General features: G+C 74.7%; 16 protein-coding genes. 2 read left to right on the top strand and 14 right to left on the bottom strand.

The genetic code is table 11. The features are described from left to right. The 11 genes from tatA to pdxR form a co-directional block, all read right to left on the bottom strand. Positions 1-186: a twin-arginine translocase TatA/TatE family subunit gene (gene tatA / locus AC1UE5_RS01165; RefSeq protein ID WP_482920225.1), complete on the bottom strand. Its 186-nt coding sequence runs from the start codon at positions 184-186 to the stop codon at positions 1-3. 106 nt (positions 187-292) lie between these two features. Continuing rightward, the gene (locus AC1UE5_RS01160; RefSeq protein ID WP_482920224.1) at positions 293-550 is read right to left on the bottom strand and encodes a hypothetical protein; all 258 of its coding nucleotides are present in this window, start codon (positions 548-550) and stop codon (positions 293-295) included. 68 nt (positions 551-618) lie between these two features. Beyond that, positions 619-930, bottom strand: a complete 312-nt coding sequence (locus tag AC1UE5_RS01155) for a hypothetical protein (RefSeq protein WP_482920223.1) — start codon at positions 928-930, stop codon at positions 619-621. 125 nt (positions 931-1055) lie between these two features. Next, a complete protein-coding gene (locus AC1UE5_RS01150) occupies positions 1056-3080 on the bottom strand; it encodes a bifunctional metallophosphatase/5'-nucleotidase (protein WP_482920222.1) in 2025 nt (674 codons plus the stop codon). A gap of 173 nt (positions 3081-3253) precedes the next feature. After that, a complete protein-coding gene (locus AC1UE5_RS01145; protein WP_482920221.1) occupies positions 3254-3823 on the bottom strand; it encodes a Uma2 family endonuclease in 570 nt (189 codons plus the stop codon). A 25-nt stretch (positions 3824-3848) separates the two neighbouring features. After that, entirely contained in the window at positions 3849-5270 is a 1422-nt protein-coding gene (locus AC1UE5_RS01140) for a transglycosylase SLT domain-containing protein (RefSeq protein WP_482920220.1), read from the bottom strand. Further along, positions 5267-5875, bottom strand: a complete 609-nt coding sequence (locus AC1UE5_RS01135) for a hypothetical protein (protein WP_482920219.1) — start codon at positions 5873-5875, stop codon at positions 5267-5269. The genes AC1UE5_RS01140 and AC1UE5_RS01135 overlap by 4 nt, the downstream gene beginning before the upstream one ends. Then, a complete protein-coding gene (locus tag AC1UE5_RS01130) occupies positions 5872-6159 on the bottom strand; it encodes a hypothetical protein (protein ID WP_482920218.1) in 288 nt (95 codons plus the stop codon). Before AC1UE5_RS01130 ends, AC1UE5_RS01135 begins: the two co-directional genes overlap by 4 nt. A gap of 71 nt (positions 6160-6230) precedes the next feature. Beyond that, entirely contained in the window at positions 6231-6590 is a 360-nt protein-coding gene (locus AC1UE5_RS01125; protein WP_482920217.1) for a hypothetical protein, read from the bottom strand. Between the two features lie 68 nt (positions 6591-6658). After that, positions 6659-7021: a hypothetical protein gene (locus AC1UE5_RS01120; RefSeq protein WP_482920216.1), complete on the bottom strand. Its 363-nt coding sequence runs from the start codon at positions 7019-7021 to the stop codon at positions 6659-6661. After that, positions 7018-8526, bottom strand: coding sequence for a MocR-like pyridoxine biosynthesis transcription factor PdxR (pdxR, locus tag AC1UE5_RS01115; protein WP_482920215.1), 1509 nt, complete (start codon positions 8524-8526; stop codon positions 7018-7020). Before pdxR ends, AC1UE5_RS01120 begins: the two co-directional genes overlap by 4 nt. Before the next feature lie 48 nt (positions 8527-8574). Here pdxR and AC1UE5_RS01110 point away from each other — a divergent pair, with 48 nt between their 5' ends. Further along, a complete protein-coding gene (locus AC1UE5_RS01110) occupies positions 8575-9429 on the top strand; it encodes a DMT family transporter (protein ID WP_482920214.1) in 855 nt (284 codons plus the stop codon). A gap of 24 nt (positions 9430-9453) precedes the next feature. Beyond that, positions 9454-12090, top strand: a complete 2637-nt coding sequence (locus tag AC1UE5_RS01105) for a phosphoenolpyruvate carboxylase (protein WP_482920213.1) — start codon at positions 9454-9456, stop codon at positions 12088-12090. Here AC1UE5_RS01105 and AC1UE5_RS01100 read toward each other — a convergent pair. The 3 genes from AC1UE5_RS01100 to AC1UE5_RS01090 form a co-directional block, all read right to left on the bottom strand. Beyond that, positions 12049-13392 (bottom strand): ammonium transporter, encoded by a 1344-nt coding sequence (locus AC1UE5_RS01100; RefSeq protein ID WP_482920212.1) that lies wholly within the window; start codon positions 13390-13392, stop codon positions 12049-12051. The two genes, AC1UE5_RS01105 and AC1UE5_RS01100, sit on opposite strands and share 42 nt — an antisense overlap. Beyond that, on the bottom strand, positions 13380-15542 hold the full coding sequence (locus tag AC1UE5_RS01095) for a putative bifunctional diguanylate cyclase/phosphodiesterase (RefSeq protein ID WP_482920211.1): 2163 nt from the start codon (positions 15540-15542) through the stop codon (positions 13380-13382). Before AC1UE5_RS01095 ends, AC1UE5_RS01100 begins: the two co-directional genes overlap by 13 nt. A 136-nt stretch (positions 15543-15678) precedes the next feature. Beyond that, entirely contained in the window at positions 15679-16473 is a 795-nt protein-coding gene (locus AC1UE5_RS01090; RefSeq protein ID WP_482920210.1) for a response regulator transcription factor, read from the bottom strand. Positions 16474-16578 lie beyond the last annotated feature (105 nt).

Below are 16578 nucleotides of genomic sequence, written 5' to 3'. Positions count from 1 at the left end.
CTAGGCGGCGGGCCGCTCGGAACGGTCGGCGTTCAGCTCCGTGCGCGGGTCGGCGTCGCGGATGCCGTCCTTGAACTCGCGGATCGAGGCGCCGAGCGAGCGGCCGGCGGACGGGAGCCGCTTCGGGCCGAGCACGATCAGCGCGACGATGAGGATGATGATGAGCTCCGGGGCTCCGATGGGCATGGCGATCTCCTAGCCGGGGTTGGGCACCGGACAGTGAAGCGCGTCCACCCCCGGTTCGTCCAGCCCGGAAGTCGGAACCGGCTCGGCCCAGGTGTCGAGTCCGGGGCTACTCGGCCGCTTCCTGCACGGCCTGATCGAGCGCCTGCTCGGCCTCGTCGAGCTGCCGGCGCGCCTCCTCCTCGGCCGCGGCGCCCGGGTCCTCCAGCGCGTCGCGCGCGTCCTGCACGCGCTGCTCGGCCTCCTGGACCTGCTGCTGGGCCGAGTCGATCTGCTCGTTGAGCTCGCTCACCTCCTCTCCGCACCCGGCGGCGAGGGCAGCGGAGACGGCGAAGGCGGCGGGCATCAGGCGGGTCGAGATCGGCATGGACCCATCGTGACAGCGTCGCCCGAGCCGCCCCGCCGTGCGGCGGGGCGGGCCGGGGGTCGGGTGGGTCAGACCTCGCCGGACGGCGCGGCGTACGACTGCGCGGCGCCGGCGTCACCGGACTCCGCGGAGCTGCCGCCCGCGCCGTCCTTCTCCGGGCAGTCGTCGCGGCTGCCGTCCTGCGGGCGCTGCTCGTCCTGGATCGTCGTGGCGGCGGGGGCGGCGCCGCCCTGGCTGCCGGACGCGGTCGCGCCGTCGTCGGCCATCGCGACGGCGGCGCCGCCGGTGGCGAGCACGGCGCTGGCCAGCACGCCGGCGAAGACGCGGCGGCGGCGAGCGGCGTACGGGGTGCGATCGATCTGCGGGATCTCGGGCTCCATGGAGCTCCTCTCGGTCGGGGGTTCCTCGTGCTCCCCCAGTCCGCCCAGGTCGACCTCAACCGCCGATGAAGGGCGGCGAAGACCGCGGCGGCCGGGCTGCGGCCGCCGCGGGCTGTCGCACGGCGCTACGGGACCCGCGTGATGCGGTCGGTCGGCCCGGGCGCGACCGGCGAGCCGGCGTCGAAGTACGCCTCCAGCGCGTCGAGGTCGACGTCGCCGCCGAGCTGGTCGGTGCCGAGGTTGAACACGGTGAACCCGTCGCCGCCGGTCGCGAGGAACGAGTTCATGGTCACCCGGTACGTCGCCGCGGGGTCGATCGGGTTGCCGTTGAGCTGCAGGTTGCTCACCTTGCTGCCCTTCGGCGCGGACAGGCTCCACGTGTACGTGAAGCCCTCGGACACCTGGAGGATCCGGTTCTGGCCCACCGAGGGGTTGTCGAACTGCTGCTCGAGCAGCGCGTCGAGCTGGGCGCCCGTCAACGTCTTCACCACGAGCGTGTTGCCGAACGGCTGCACGTCGTACAGCTGGCCATACGTGACGTCGCCCGTCGTCGTGATGTCCTGGCGGATGCCGCCGGGGTTCATGAACGCGATCTGCGCGCCGCCCTTGCCGGCCGGGCTCGTCGCGGCGAGCTGGGCGTCGGCGATCACGTCGCCGAGCGGCGTCTCGCCGGCCGCCGTCGCGGTCCGGTCGATCGGCGCGGTGGTCTGGCCGACGACGCGGCTGGAGACCACCTCCGAGAGCGGCTTGTACTTGTCGACGATCGCCTTGACGTCGTCGTCCGGCGTGACGTCCCGGGTCACGATGTGGTTGTCGGCGGCGATCGCCGTGACGTCCCGCGTCGTCCCCGACAGCGTCAGGTCGAGGGTGGTGACCAGGCGCCCGAACGACGCGGCGCTCGTGACGACCTTCCCGCCGCGCTGGCAGATGTACGGCTGATGCGTGTGGGCCGAGAGGACCGCGTCGACCTTGGCGGACAGCGCGTCGGCGATCGCGAAGACGTCGCCGGTCGGGTTCTCGCACCGGTCGACGTCCTGGAAGCCGGCGGCGTACGGCGGGTTCTGCTGGCCGCCCTCGTGGAGGAGGATCACGAACGTCTCGACACCCAGGCTGTCGCTGAGATCGCGGACGAGCCGGTTGACCGTGCGCGCCTCGTCGTCGAACGTGAGGCCCGCGACGCCCGACGGCGTGACGATGCTCGGCGTGCCCTCGAGCGTGAGCCCGATGTACGCGACCGGGATGTCGCCGACGCGCTTGATCTTGTAGGGCGGCAGGAGCGTGTCGTCCGTCCCGGTGTGGCGGACGTTCGCGGCGAGGTAGTCGTACGCCGCGCCGAGGAAGCCGTCGCCGTCCTGGCAGCCGTCGATCGGATGGCAGCCGCCGAACTGGACGCGGAGCAGCTCGGCCGCGCCCTCGTCGAACTCGTGGTTGCCGACGCCGGCGTAGTCCATCCCGATCTCGTTCATGACCTCCACGGTGGGCTCGTCGTGGAAGAGCCCGGAGATCAGCGGGCTGCCGCCGATCAGGTCGCCGGAACCGACGAAGACGCTGTTGGCCTTCTGCGCCGCGAGGGTCTTGACGTGGGTCGCCAGGTAGACCGAGCCGCCTGCATCGACGGTCGTGCTGGGCCCGGTCGGGATGCGGCCGGAGGAGCCGGTCGGCGGCTCGAGATGGCCGTGGAAGTCGTTGATGGCCAGGACGCGGAGCGTCTGGTCGGCGGGCGGGGGCGCCGGCGGGCCCTGCGGCCCTTGCGGACCCTGCGGGCCGGCGGGGCCGGGCGGGCCCTGCGGGCCGCGCGGGCCGGTCTTGCCCTTCGAGCCCTTCGGGCCGCGCTTGCCGGTCTTGCCGCGCGAGCCGCGCTTGCTCTTGGCCTTCTTCTTGCCCTTCTGCTTCTTCGCGGCGGCCTTCTTCTTGGCGGCCGCCTTCTTCTTGGCCGCGGCGCGCTTCTTCGCCGCGGCGGCGCGCCTGGCCGCCGCCCGGCGGCTCGCGGCGGTGGTGCGCTTCTTCGCCGCCTTGGTGCCCGACGAGCTCGTCGTCGCGGCGCTCGTGGCGCGGTCATCCGAGGTGCCCGCCGCCGGCGCGCCGGGCGCTAGGGCCCCGGCGATCAGGACGAGGACGAGGGCGGCCGCGGCCGCAACTGCACGTCGCATCTGTGCACTCCCCTGGTGTGCGAGTTGGTCTGGCTCCCCGCACCCGACCTCCCAGTCCCGGCGCGAGCCGCGTGAACCTACCGCCCCGTCTCGCGCCGCGCCACCCCTTCACCGCGCGGTCACGCGCCACCTGCGCGCCGGGCCCCGGGCGCGGCTGGGGCGTCCGCGCGCGGCTACAGCCCGGCGAAGAGGTCGGCGAGGTCGAGCGGAGCGATGTCGACCGCGACGGGCTGGAGCGTCTCGGCCGCGCCGGCGGTGCGCTCGGAGGCGAAGCCGTCGGCGGTCGGGTCCGCGTGGACGTGGACCTGCTTGCGGGGCACGTCGATCACCCAGTACTCGGGCGTGCCGCCGGCGGCGTACAGCGCGGGCTTGACGCGCGTGTCGGTGCGCTGCGAGCTCACCGCGACCTCGATCACCAGCCACGCGTCGCGCCGGTGGGTGGTGAGGTCGTCCGTGTGCTCGGCCACCACGAGGTCGGGCTCGGGCAGCGAGGTCGGGTCCGGGACCGACAACGGGGCCTGGACGTGCACGTCGTACCGAGCGTCCGCGAAGCCTGGCGCGAGCCAGCGGTTCAGCCGGAGCACCAGTCTGGCGTGCTCGGGGCTCTGCGGGCTCATCCGCGTGAGCACCCCGTGGAGCAGCTCGACCGGCTCCGTCTCGGCCAAGATGCCGACCTCCACCATGCGGAGCACGTCGTCCGCCGTGAGCGGGCGGACCTCGCGGTCGCCGACCGTTAAGGCCATCGCCTGGATCGTAGAGACCGCCACGTCACCGGACCAGTCGCACCGCGAGGCCGCCTCCGGCCGCGCCGGGGTCGTAGCGGCCGTCGAGGATGGCCATGATCTTCGCGACGTACGTGGCGGTCTCGGGCCACGGGTTCGTGCAGCCGCACCGATCGACGGCGCCCGGTCCCGCGTTGTAGGCCGCGAGCGCCAGCGGCACCGACCCGAACTGCCGCAGCATGTTGTGCATGTACTCGCCCTGCGCGTCGATCGCCTGCGCCGGGTCCCACGGGTCGATGCCGTAGTCACGCGCCGTCCCAGGCATGAACTGCGCGATCCCCACCGCCCCAGCCCTGGACTTCGCCTCCGGGTTGAACGACGACTCCGCCTGGATCTGCGCCGCCAGCAGCGCCGCGCCGACGCTCCACTTCTGCGCCGCCCGCCGGATCATCTCGCGGTACTGCGACGGGACGTAGTTCGGCACCGCGCTGGCGCCACTCGACCTCGAGGGGCCGTAGCCGACAGAGCGCGTGCCCGCGCTCCGGACGTACCCGAAATGCCAAGGTTCCCAAGAGTACCTTTGTATAAATCCGAAGTGCTTCGCATTCGCCGCGAGCCACCCGTAAGCGCCCTCCGGCCCGAGATCCAGCTCCGTCCCCAGGCGGTGGAGCGACGTGCCGGGCCGTGCGACCCACTTGGGATCCGGGTTCGCCGCGAACAGCGCCGCCTGCTCGGCGTTCGAGCGGAAGCCGCTGTTGACCGTGAGCGCGACGCCGTCCTTCGCCGCCGCAGCCTCCATCCGGTCGTACGCCAGCGCGACGTCGGGGCGCATCGGCTTGCCGTCGCGGTAGGCGAGCGGGCCGGCGTACTCGTCGCCGGAGCGGGCGTGGATCGGCGCGGAGACCGGCGCCAGCTCGGCCTCCGCGGTGACCGCCACCGGCGTCTCGCGCCGATCGACCTGCAGCGTCGTCGCGGCGATGACCGCGATGCGCGTGGGGGCCAGGTCGTCGGCCGGCAGCAGGATCTCGACGCGGTCGGCGCCGTTGCGCCGCGCGACGTCCTCCGCCGTCCGCCGCCCGAGCGCCGTGTACTCCGCGACGCTCATCCCGCCGACCGGCTGGAACAGGCGCGGGTACGCCTCGTGCATCGCCTTCGCCCCGGCGAGTGCGCCGAGGTCGGCGGCGCGCTGCATGTCGGCCTGGACGCTGACGCCGCGCGCGACGGCCCCGAACACGAACGCGCCGATCACGATCACCAGCAGGACCGCGAGCAGCAGGATGCCCGCCTGCCCGTGCTCGTCCGCCGCGGCGCGATACCGGGCGACGAGCCGCAGGAAGGGGCGACGCTGCGCGACGTGGCGACGAACGACGTACGCGCGGTACGGCGCGACCGCACGGCCGAGGCGGACACGGCGGGCGCTGGTGCGCCGCTTGGAGGCGCGACGGCCGGGGACGGGACGCGGGGTCATCGGAGGGCTTCCTCGACCGGGCGGCGCAGCGCGCCGGCGAGCGTCACGCCGGCGGCGGCCAGGCCGCGGGCAGGCATCTCGGGGAGGACGAGCGTGCGGCACGGGACGTCGAGCGCCGCGACGCTGCCGGCCGCGAGCTCCGCGACTGCGTCATCGCCGACGACGATCGCCCGGTCGCAGGCCCGGACGAGCGCGTCTGCACGGTCGTCCCGGGGGCCCGCGACGACCAGCACGACCGGCAGGTCGCCGGCCGCGGCCGCCGCCCGCCCGGCCTCCTCCAGGTCGTCGCCGAGCGCCACCACGGCGAGACGGCCGCTCGCGCGCACGGCGTGACCGCGCGCGGCCAGCCGCGACGCCGCCTTGCGGGCGCGCCGGGCGGCCGGCGCATGCACCTTGGCCGGCGGCGCGCCCCACAGCAGCAGGACGGCGGCGGGCCGCGCGAGCGCCAGGCCGACGGCGCCACCGGCCGCTGCCGCATCGGCGGCGCGCGCGACCACCGCCACGTGGGTGCCCGCCGCGACGTGCGGCTCTGCGGCCTCGGCGCGGGGCTCCCCCGGCCGCGGCGCCACGAAGGCCGAGGCGAGCCGCCCGAGCACGCCGCTCACGACGGCCCCGCGTCGGCGGTCACGGTGCTGGCGAGCGCGTCGCCGGCGCCGGGGACGAGCGCCGGCGGCGCGACCCGCACGCTGACGCGGCGGCCGGAGACCTTCACCGTCAGCTCCTTCCGCGACCAGCCGGGCAGCGCCGCGCGAGCTGCCGCCTTCGGATCCTCCCCGCGCAGCTGCGCGATGGCGGCGGCCTCGGCGGCGTGGCCGGCCAGCTCGCGCGTGACCGCGGCGACGAGGACGTGCGCGATTGCGAGCACGACCGCGCCGTAGACGGGCAGCATCCCGACGAGCTCGACGGCTGCCTGACCGGACGCGCTGCGCCATGGCGCGCGGAGAGCTCGGGACGGCCGGCTCATTGCGGCTCGAACCGGGCGGTCGTGGTGAACGTCGTGAGGCGCCCTCCGGTGACCGCGTCGAGCGGCACCTGCACCTCGACCTCGCCGTCGTCGGTCGTGCGCACGCGCGCGGCGTCGTCGAAGCCCTGGGGCAGTAGCCGGTCGACGGTCTTCTGCGGATCCTCGCCCAGGGCGTACGCGCGCGCCGCGGCGCGGGTCGCGACCGTGGCCCGCCACATCGTGTGGACCGACACGGCGACCTGCCACGCGGCGAGCGCGAGGACCGCGACGAGGGGAAGCAGCGCGACGAGCTCGACGGTCGCCTGACCGCGCGCGTCGGCCGGGCGGCGCGGCGGTGCATGAGGTTCTCCGGGCATGCGCCCGAGACTTGCGGGAGAGGTGCTACACGGCTGTCACGGACTGCACCAGAAGTGCGCAGCCGGTGTTACGCGTAAGCCCGCCAGTGACGCCAGGTGGCGACGAGGCCGTAGATCGCGAGCCCGAAGACGGCGAACCAGGCGATCGTCAGGGCCTGGTCGTCCCACCACTCCCCCGCGGCGGTCGCGGCGAAGAGGAGGCCGGCGAGCGACGCGTAGAAGATGAGGCGGTACTGGTCGCCGAGGCCGTGGATCGTGAGGCGGTGCTCGCGGTACATCCGCATCAGGAAGAGCCCGATGCCGACCGCGAACAGGATCTGGATCAGGTTCTCGACCACCGACGCGCCCGTGCCGCCGCCCGGCAGCGCGAAGACCGCGATGGCGAGGAGCAGGACGATGCCGACGTTGCGGACGGTGGGGCTGATGCTCACGACCCTGGAAGCGTAGCTGCGGAGGCCCGTGCCGCGGCGAGCAGGCGCGCCACGTGCGGCGCCGCGGGCGGTGGGATGCGCGCGAACGAGAGCAGCAGCGTGGCGGCGGGCGGCGGCGCGACCGCGTGACGCGTGAGGTGGTCGACGACCACGCCACGGTCCCGGCACGCCCCCACCAGCGCCTCCTCGAAGGCGCGCGGGGTGGGGCCGGCGGGCGTCGCGGCGGGGGCGGGCGCGGCGGCGGACGGCGCGGGGACGGCGAGCGCGAGATGCAGGCCCGCCGCCGCGCCCGCGACGGTGGCGTCGGGGAGCGCGTCGGCCAGGGCGGCGACGAGCCCGTCACGGCGCTCGCGGTAGCGGCGGGCCATGCGGCGCAGGTGGCGGTCGTAGTCGCCGCGCTCGACGAAGGTCGCGAGCGCGAGCTGCTCGAGCGCCGGGAGGCCGTGGTCGAGCTCGGCCTTCGCGCGCAGCACCTCGTCGCGCCAGGCCGGCGGGGCGATCACCCACCCGATGCGCAGCGCCGGCGCGAGCGTCTTGGAGGTCGTCCCCAGGTGCAGCACGAGGTCCGGGCGCAGGCCCTGCAGGGCGCCGACCGGCGCGCGGTCGTAGCGGTACTCGGCGTCGTAGTCGTCCTCCAGCACCACCGCGCCGCACGCTTCGGCCCACGCGAGGAGCGCCGCCCGCCGGGCGGGCGCCAGCACGACCCCGAGCGGGAACTGGTGCGCCGGCGTGACGAGCACCGCGTCGGCGGCCGCAGGCAGCGCGTCCGTGACCAGCCCATCACCGTCCACCGGTCCCGCCACGACCTCGGCGCCCCGCCGCTCCAGCAGCGCGCGCACGTCGCCGTGGCCCGGGTCCTCCACGACCACGCGCGGCGGCCGCGGCGCCACGCGGGCGGCCAGCGCGTCGACGCACGCCATCAGCGCCTGGCCCGCGCCCGCGGTCACGACGACGTCGTCGGAGCCGCAGACCACCCCGCGCACGCGCCCGCGGTAGGCGGCGAGCGCGGTGCGGAGCGCGGGCGCGCCGGCGGCGTCGGGGTAGTCGAGCGCGGCGTCCGGGGCGTCGCGCAGCACCTCGGCGTGGCAGCGCGACCACGCACGGCGGGGGAACGCGGCGAGGTCGGGGCGGCCCGGCCGCAGGTCGTACGCCGCGGGCGCTTCGACGGCGGCGGAACGCGCGGACGAGGACGCCGGCGCGGCGGACGGACCGGCCGCCACCCGCGGCGCCGAGCGCGACCGCACGACGAGCCACCCCTCGGCCGCGAGCTGCTCGTACGCGCCGGTCACCACCCCACGCGACACCGCGAGGTCGGCGGCGAGCGCGCGCGACGAGGGCAGGCGCTCGCCCGCGGCCAGGCGGCCGGAGCGGATCGCCTCCCGCAACCCGTCCTCGACCTGCGCCTGCAGCGGCCCCGCGCCGCGCCGGACCGCGAGGAGGACCTCGCGCCCCGCGTCGCCCGCCCCGACGGGCGCCGCGCGCGATCTGGCCTGGTCGATTGCCATCGATCTGGACCTTACCGGCAGGCCAGAGCCGGCGTACGTTCTCCCGCGATGACCGAACGGGCAGGGTGGATCAGCGGCGCCACGGCGACCATCGTCGTCGGCGCCTCGTTCCCGATCACGGCGGCGCTGGAGCACTTCCCCGCGTCGGCCGGGCAGGCGATCCGCTACCTCGCGGGCGCGTTGATCCTCACGGCGGTCGCGCGTGGGCGCCTCGTCCGCCCAAGCCCCAGGGAGCTGCTCGTGCTGGCGGCCGTGGCGGCCGCGGGCATGGCCGGGTTCAACCTCTTCGTCGTCGCCGCCGTCGCGGAGTTCGGCGGCGCGAACACCGGCGTCGTCGTCGGCGCGTCGCCCGTCGTGCTCGCGTTGCTGACGCGCGACCGGCGCGCGGTCGTGTGCGCTCTCGTGGTGGCCGCCGGGGCGGGGCTGGTGACGGGGACGGGCGGGAGCTTCGCGGCGCTCGGGCTCGCGCTGGCCGTCGGCGCGCTCGCGGGCGAGGTGCTCTTCACGGTGCTGGCCGCGCCGCTGCTGCCGCGGCTCGGCCCGCTCAGCGTCGCCACGTGGGCGGCCTACCTCGCGACGGCGCAGCTGGTGGTGGTGAGCGTGGCGACGGGCGAGCAGCTCAGAGCGCCGACGGGCGAGGAGGCCGCGGCGATCGCGTACCTGGCCGTGCTCACGACCGCCGTCGCGTTCGTCTGCTGGTTCCGTGCCGTGGGGACGCTCGGGGCGGCGCGCGCGGGCCTGCTCGTTGGCCTCATGCCGGTCGCCGCCGTCGCGGTCGAGGCGCAGATGGTCAGCGCCACCGAGGCCGTCGGCGTCGCGCTCGTCGTCGCCGGCGTCGTAGCGGGGCAGCGCCAACCGACCACAGGTCCTGTGAACGTCCGCCCCGCGGTCGATGCGGCTTGAGACCTCCTCGGCTACCGTCGAACCATGGCCACTGCCGCCGTACGCCCCGACGCGGCCGCCGACGACCTCCGCGCCGAGACCGAGCTGCTGTCGGACGCCCTGTTCGGCGTCCTCTCCGAGCAGGCCGGCACCGCGTTCGTCCGCACGCTCCGCCGCCTCCACGCCGCCGCCGCAGCCCTGCGCGGCGGCGAGTCCGACCAGGCCGACGCCCTCCTCGCCACGCTCCGCGACACGCCCACCGACGCGCTCGAGCCGATCGTGCGCGCGTGCGGGATGCAGCTCGCGCTCGCGAACATCGCCGAGGAGCGCGAGCGCGTCCGTCGCCGCCGCGCCGCCGACACGCCCGACGCGCCGCCCCAGCGCGAGTCGCTCGCCGAGGCCGCGCAGCTGCTGCGCGAGCGCGGCAAGGCGAACGCGCAGCGGCTCAACCGGCTCGACGTCGCGTTCGTGCTCACGTCCCACCCGACGGAGGCCACGCGACGCTCGATCCTCGACCACCAGCAGGCCGTCTGGCGTGCGCTCGACGAGCTGGGGGACCAGCGGCTGGGCGCGCACGAGCGGCGGGTCGCGGAGGGGCGGCTGCGCGAGCGGCTCGCGCTGTGGTGGCAGACCGACGCGGTCCGGCGCGTGCGCCCGCAGGTCATCGACGAGGTCCGCCGCACGCTGTTCTTCTTCGAGGACGTCCTGTTCGAGTCGGCGGCCGACCTGGCCGAGGAGCTCGCGAACGTCTTCCCCCAGCCCGCCGCGCAGCGCCGTCCGCCGATCCGCTTCGGCTCGTGGGCCGGCGGCGACATGGACGGCAACCCCTCGGTCGGCGCGCGCACGGTCACCGAGACGCTCGAGCTGCACCGCTCGCTCGCGCTGCAGCTCATCCGCGACCGCGTCGACCGCCTGGCGGCCGCCTACGCGCAGGCCGCCGAGCGCGTGCCGCTCTCCCCCGCCCTGAAGCGCTCGCTGCGCAAGGACGAGGAGGAGCTGCCGGAGATCGCCGACCAGATGGGCCCGCGCAACGAGCACGAGCCGCTGCGCCGCAAGCTCAGCTTCATCTCCGCCCGCCTGGCGCGGACGATGCGCGACGCGGAGGGCGCGTACGCGAGCCCGCGCCAGCTCGACGCCGACCTGGAGCTGATCCGCTCCAGCCTCGGCGCCGGCGCGGTCGCGTACGGCGAGATCCACCGGCTCCTCATCCAGATCCGCACCTTCGGGTTCCACCTGGCCAAGCTCGACGTCCGCCAGTCCGCCGACGTCCTGCAGGAGGCCGCCGCGTACCTCGTGCCGGAGCTGCGCGGCGCGACGACGGAGGAGCAGCGCGTGAGCGTGCTCACCGACGCGCTGCACTACGAGGACGACCACGCGCCGAAGCTCTCAGGCGGCGACGCGCCGGCCGCGGTGCAGGCGCTGAAGGCGGTCGCCGAGGCGCAGGCGCGGTACGGGCGCGAGGCGCTCGACACGCTCATCATCTCGATGGTCCAGCAGCCCAGCGACGTGCTCGCGGCGCTGCTCCTCGCGCGCGCGACGGGCGCCGACGTCAACATCGTCCCGCTGTTCGAGACGATCCCGGCGCTGGAGGAGGCCGAGCAGACGCTGGCCGCGCTCTACGCGAACTCGGCCTACCGGCTGCACCTGGAGGCCATCGGCCACGAGCAGGAGGTCATGCTCGGCTACTCGGACTCCGGCAAGGACTCCGGCTACTTCGCCAGCCAGTGGTGGCTCTACCGCGCGCAGGAGCGCCTGATGGCGCAGGCCGACGCGGAGGGCGTGCGGCTGCGCTTCTTCCACGGCCGCGGCGGCTCGCCGTCGCGCGGCGGCGGGCACGCGCACCTGTCGATCCTGGGCCAGCCGCCCGGCACCGTGCGCGGGCGCATGCGCATCACCGAGCAGGGCGAGATCATCGCGATGCGGTACGCGCACCGGCAGCTCGCGCTGCGCTCGTTCGAGCAGACCCTGGCCGCCGTGGCGCTCGCCGATGCCGACCCGCCGGCGCCGCCCGCGCCGGAGTTCTGCGCGGCGATGACCGACCTGGCGCGCATCTCGCGCGAGCGGTTCCGCGGGTTCGTCCACGACGACCCGGACTTCATGCCGTTCTTCCGCCAGGCGACGCCGATCGACGAGCTCGCGCAGCTCAACATCGGCTCCCGCCCGTCCGCGCGCGGCAAGCCGACGAGCGTCGACGCGCTGCGCGCGATCCCGTGGGTGTTCGCGTGGACGCAGAACCGGCTCGTGCTGCCGTCGTGGTACGGCGCGGGGACGGCGCTGTGCGAGGGCGACCACGACCTGCACCGCCGCATGTACGAGGAGTGGGCGTTCTTCCGCACGGTGATCGCGAACCTCGAGATGGCGCTGCTGAAGGTCGACCTCGGCGTCGCGGAGCGGTACCTGTCGCTCGTCGACGCGCCGCTGGCCGAGCGGCTGTGGCCGCAGGTGACCGAGGAGCACGGCAAGGTCGTCGCGCGGGTGCTCGACATCACCGGCCAGGACGAGCTGCTCTCCTCGTCGCCCGCGCTGCGCGAGCGGCTGCGTCACCGCAACCCGTGGATCGACCCGATCTCGCACGTCCAGGTCGAGCTGCTGCGCCGCGCGCGGGGCGGCGATCAGCGGGCGCGGCCGGCGCTGCTCGAGTCAGTCACCGCCGTGGCCGCCGGCATGCGCAACACCGGCTGACGCGAGCAGGTCCCCGCCGGTGGCCGGGATGAACTGCTCGGGGTAGCCGTACATGCCGTGCTCGGCGAGGTCGAGGCCCTCGTCCTCCTCGTCGGCGCTGACGCGGAGGCCGAGGGTCGCCTTGATCACGCCGAACGTCACGTAGGAGAGGACGAAGACGACCACGAACGCCGCAGCGACGCCGACCGCCTGCACGAGCAGCTGGTCGAGCGAGCCGGTGTAGAAGAAGCCCGGGTCGCCGACGACGTCGGGCGAGCCGACCAGCCGCGGCGACGCGAACAGCCCGCACGAGAGCGTCCCCCAGACGCCGGCGATGCCGTGTGCGCTGAGCGCGCCGACCGGGTCGTCCAGGCGCTTGTCGATGGCCAGGACGCTGACCACCACCAGCACGCCCGCGACGCCGCCGATCAGCGGTGCCGCCCACAGCTCGACGAAGCCTGACGGCGCGGTGACGGCCACGAGCGCGGCGATCGCGCCGTTCCCCGTCATGCCCACGTCGACGCTGCCGGTGCGCAGCGCGATCGTCGCCGCCGCCGTCAGCGCGCCGGCCGCGGCCGCGAGGTTCGTGACGAAGACGATCTCTCCGATCCGCCCGTCCGCGGCGCTCAGCGTCGAGCCCGCGTTGAAGCCGAACCAGCCGAGCCAGAGGATCAGCACGCCGAGCCCGAACAGCGGCATCGAGTGCCCGGGGATCGCGCGCGGGCGCCCGTCCGGGCCGTACTTGCCGCGGCGCGGGCCGAGCAGCAGCACCGCCGCGAGCGCGCCGGTCGCGCCCGTCAGGTGCACGACGGTGGAGCCCGCGAAGTCCTGCACGCCCTCGCCGATGTCGCTCAGCCAGCCGCCGCCGAAGATCCAGTGCGCGACGAGCGGGTAGATGACCGCCGCGAAGACGACGGAGTAGATCGGGTACGCGACGAAGCGCATCCGCTCGAGCGTCGTCCCCCAGACGATCGCGAGCGAGACGGCGCAGAAGACGAGCTGGAAGAACGCGAACGCGATGCCGTGGCCGTCGATCTCCCCGGCGATCGCGCTGCCCTCGGAGATCTGGTGCCCGAACGTGAGGAAGAAGCCGCTCTCCCCCGCGAACCATCCCGCGCCGCCGAACGCCATCGCGAACCCGCAGATCCACCACACGACGCTGACCGTGGCGAAGTTGATGACGACCTTCGCGACGACCGCGCCGACGTTCTTGCCGCGCGAGAACCCGAGCTCCAGGCACGCGAACCCGGCCTGCATGAACATCACGAGCGCGCCGGCGATGATCACCCACGTCGTGTCGAGGTCCCGCGTCAGCGCCTCCATGCCAGCTCCTCGGCCGTCCGGACGGCGACCGCGTTCGCGGGCCGCCCGAGCAGGAAGCCCTGCGCGAACGGGCAGCGGTGGGCCTGGAGGAACTGGAGCTGGCCGACCGTCTCGACGCCCTCCGCGACCGTCTGCATGTCGAGTGCGGTCGCGAGCCCGAGGATCGCGGCGACGACCGCCGCGGACTGCTCGTCGTCGGTGACGCGGCGCAGGAACGAGCGGTCGATCTTGAGGATGTCGACCGGCAGGTCGCGCAGGCGGGTGAGCGACGAGTGGCCGGTGCCGAAGTCGTCGATCGCCAGCCGCAGGCCCGCGTCGTGCAGCTCCTGCAGGAGGCTGCGGTTGCGCGTGCGGTCGCTCATCACCGACGACTCGGTGAGCTCGGCGACGAGCCGGCCGCGGTCGACGCCGTGCGCGTCGATGCGGCTGGTGATCGACTCGACGAGGTTGCGGCGGCCGAGCTGGCGCGGGCTGAGGTTGAAGCTCACCCGCGGCGTGAAGCCCTCGCCCTCCCACGCGGCGATCTGGCGGCACAGCTCCTCGACGACCCAGTCGCCGATCGGGTCGATCAGGCCGGTCTCCTCGGCCACCGGGATGAACTCGGCGGGCGAGACGAGCCCGTGCTCGGGGTCGTTCCAGCGCAGCAGCGCCTCCAGCGCGGCGAGCTCGCGGGTGGCGACGCGGCGGATCGGCTGGAAGTGCAGCTCCAGCTCCCCGTCGCCGAGCGCCCGCCGGAGCCGCGAGGTGAACGAGAGGCGGCGACGCGAGTCGTGATCGTCGTCGTCCTCGAAGAACGCGAGCTGCGAGCCGCCGGCGCGCTTGGCCTGGTACATCGCGGCGTCGGCCCGGCGCAGGAGCGTGTCGGCGTCGGTCGCGTGCTCGGGGTAGAGCGCGACGCCGATCGACGCGCCGAGGTGGAACTGGGCCTCGTTGACCGCGAACGGCTTCTCCAGCGCGGCCGCGACGCGGGCGGCGGCGGCGATCGCGGCGTCGCGCGGGTCCTCGGCGCCGGCGGCGTCGAGCAGGAGCAGGAACTCGTCGCCGCCCTGACGGGTCAGGAGGTCGCCCGCGCGGGTGACGTCGCTGAGCCGCTCGGCGGTCTCGCGGAGGACGGCGTCGCCGGCGGAGTGGCCGAGGCTGTCGTTGACGAGCTTGAAGTTGTCGAGGTCGAAGTACAGGAGCGCGACGGCGCCCTCGCTGCGCCGCGCCCGCGCGACCTCGCGCCGGAGCTGCTCCTCCAGCAGCGTGCGGTTGGGCAGGCCGGTGAGGCGATCGTGGTAGGCCAGGAACGTGACCTGCGCCTCGGCCCGGCGGCGCTCGGTGATGTCCTCGCCGCTGCGCAGGACGCCGGTGACCGCGCCGTCGGCGTCGCGCACGAGCGCGTTGCGCCAGGCGATCTTGCGGTGCTCGCCGTCCTTGGTCGCGACCGCGGTCTCGAGCGAGCCGGCGTCGGCGTCGACGCCGCTCACCAGCCGCGCGAAGGCCTGGCGGGCGTCCAGCCGGTCGGCCGGCGGGATGACCTTGTCGAACCAGTCCGCGCCGAACAGCTCGTGCTCCTCGTAGCCGAGCAGCTCGCAGCCGGAGCGGTTGATGAGCTCGATCCGCCCGCGGGCGTCGAGCGCGACGATGATCGTGGAGGCGACGTCGAGGTAGCCCTGCGCGCGGTCGCGCTCGGCGGTCAGGCGCCGCTCCGCGTCGACGAACGGGGTGACGTCCGAGAACGTGCAGATGACCCCGTCGACGCCGCCGGTCGCGCTGAGCAGCGGCCGCGTCGTGACCTGGACCGAGCGGCTCGCGCCGTCGGGCCGCACGCGCTCGGTCAGCTCCCGCACGCGGTCGCCCTCCTCCAGCGCGCGGTCGAGCGGGAACAGCTTGACCGCGTCCGCGAGCTGGTCGGCCGTGATGCCCAGGATGTCCAGCGCGGCGGCGTTCCACGTGATCGGGCTGCGGTCGCGGTCCAGCACGACGACGCCCTCCTGGAGCCCGTCGACGACCGCGCGCGACAGGCGCTCCAGCGCCCTCAGGGCCTGGTTCGCGCGATGCTGGGGGCCCGGGTCGACGACCAGCCCGCGGCTCACCAGGCGCTCCTTCTTGACCTGGTCGCGTGGGCGCTCGCCGAACGGCGCGCTCAAGGAACGGCTACGTGCCATCTCGTCCCGAACATCGGTACGAGTTCGTCCAGGTTGAGCGAACTCCCCCGATCGCAGGCGCACTTGCGACACCGTGTCGAGACGCGCTCGACCGGCGGTCGGCCGCGCCGCGCGGGAGCGCGGCGCGGTGCGTGCGCTAGGAGCGCGCGGAGGCGGGTGCCGGCGTGAGGTCCGCCGGCGGGGCGTCGGGGACGGCGACCTGCGCGTCCTCGCGGAGCTCGGCGGCGAAGCGGTAGCCGACGCCGAAGTGCGTGTGGATGTAGCGCCAGTCGGGCGACGCCTTCTCCAGCTTCGAGCGCAGCTTGCGCACGAAGACGTCGACCGAGCGGTCGCCGCGGGCCATCGCGTAGCCCCAGACGCGCTGGTAGATCTCCTCGCGCTCGAGCACGCGGCCCTCCGCTGCGCTCAGGAGCTGGATCAGCTCGAACTCGCGACGGGTGAGGTCGACCGACTTGCCGCCGACGTACGCCTGGTACTGGTCGGCGCGGATCTCGACCTCGCCGGCGACGAGCGGCGCGGCGCCCGCCGGAGCCTCGGCGGCGCGACGGCGGCGCACCACGGCCTCGACGCGGGCGATGACCTCCTCCGGGTGGCACGGCTTCGTGACCCAGTCGTCGGCGCCCATGCGGAGGCCGCGGACGCGCTGGGCGACGGTGGAGCGGCCGGTGCACACGACGATGCCCAGGCCGGGCAGCTCGGCGCACAGCTTCTCCAGGTACTCCCAGGCCTGGGGCCCGAGCGTCGCCAGGTCGATCACCAGCGCGTTGAGACGCATGGCCACGACGTGCTCGACGGGAACGGGCGACGCGATGACGCGGTGCTCCCAGCTGAGCCGGTCCAGGCGCTTGGTCAGCACCTGGAGGAAGCCCGAGTCGCGGTCCAGAACGGCGACACGCAGCGGAGTCTCGGGCGCGGAGGTCCGGTCGTTCATGACGGCGGGAACTCTATCGGTGATCACCGACGCGAACCCGCCATCACATGCCGTTGGTCACAGGTTGTTCACACGCTCTTTGCGGGTGTTTCGCCGTACGTGACA

It is taken from the genome of Parviterribacter multiflagellatus, assembly GCF_056863265.1.
Note: the sequence above shows the minus strand (reverse complement) of the source record. Positions and strands in the feature narration are given on the sequence as shown.

What these genes read in the sequence shown, in the direction of transcription:
- AC1UE5_RS01110 (WP_482920214.1), top strand. Translation starts at nt 8,575, where the DNA reads ATGACCGAACGGGCAGGGTGGATCAGCGGCGCCACGGCGACCATCGTC.
- AC1UE5_RS01160 (WP_482920224.1), bottom strand. Translation starts at nt 550, where the DNA reads ATGCCGATCTCGACCCGCCTGATGCCCGCCGCCTTCGCCGTCTCCGCT.
- AC1UE5_RS01155 (WP_482920223.1), bottom strand. Translation starts at nt 930, where the DNA reads ATGGAGCCCGAGATCCCGCAGATCGATCGCACCCCGTACGCCGCTCGC.
- AC1UE5_RS01140 (WP_482920220.1), bottom strand. Translation starts at nt 5,270, where the DNA reads ATGACCCCGCGTCCCGTCCCCGGCCGTCGCGCCTCCAAGCGGCGCACC.
- AC1UE5_RS01100 (WP_482920212.1), bottom strand. Translation starts at nt 13,392, where the DNA reads ATGGAGGCGCTGACGCGGGACCTCGACACGACGTGGGTGATCATCGCC.
- AC1UE5_RS01150 (WP_482920222.1), bottom strand. Translation starts at nt 3,080, where the DNA reads ATGCGACGTGCAGTTGCGGCCGCGGCCGCCCTCGTCCTCGTCCTGATC.
- AC1UE5_RS01145 (WP_482920221.1), bottom strand. Translation starts at nt 3,823, where the DNA reads ATGGCCTTAACGGTCGGCGACCGCGAGGTCCGCCCGCTCACGGCGGAC.
- AC1UE5_RS01095 (WP_482920211.1), bottom strand. Translation starts at nt 15,542, where the DNA reads ATGGCACGTAGCCGTTCCTTGAGCGCGCCGTTCGGCGAGCGCCCACGC.
- pdxR (WP_482920215.1), bottom strand. Translation starts at nt 8,526, where the DNA reads ATGGCAATCGACCAGGCCAGATCGCGCGCGGCGCCCGTCGGGGCGGGC.
- AC1UE5_RS01130 (WP_482920218.1), bottom strand. Translation starts at nt 6,159, where the DNA reads ATGCTGCCCGTCTACGGCGCGGTCGTGCTCGCAATCGCGCACGTCCTC.
- AC1UE5_RS01105 (WP_482920213.1), top strand. Translation starts at nt 9,454, where the DNA reads ATGGCCACTGCCGCCGTACGCCCCGACGCGGCCGCCGACGACCTCCGC.
- AC1UE5_RS01125 (WP_482920217.1), bottom strand. Translation starts at nt 6,590, where the DNA reads ATGCCCGGAGAACCTCATGCACCGCCGCGCCGCCCGGCCGACGCGCGC.
- AC1UE5_RS01090 (WP_482920210.1), bottom strand. Translation starts at nt 16,473, where the DNA reads ATGAACGACCGGACCTCCGCGCCCGAGACTCCGCTGCGTGTCGCCGTT.
- tatA (WP_482920225.1), bottom strand. Translation starts at nt 186, where the DNA reads ATGCCCATCGGAGCCCCGGAGCTCATCATCATCCTCATCGTCGCGCTG.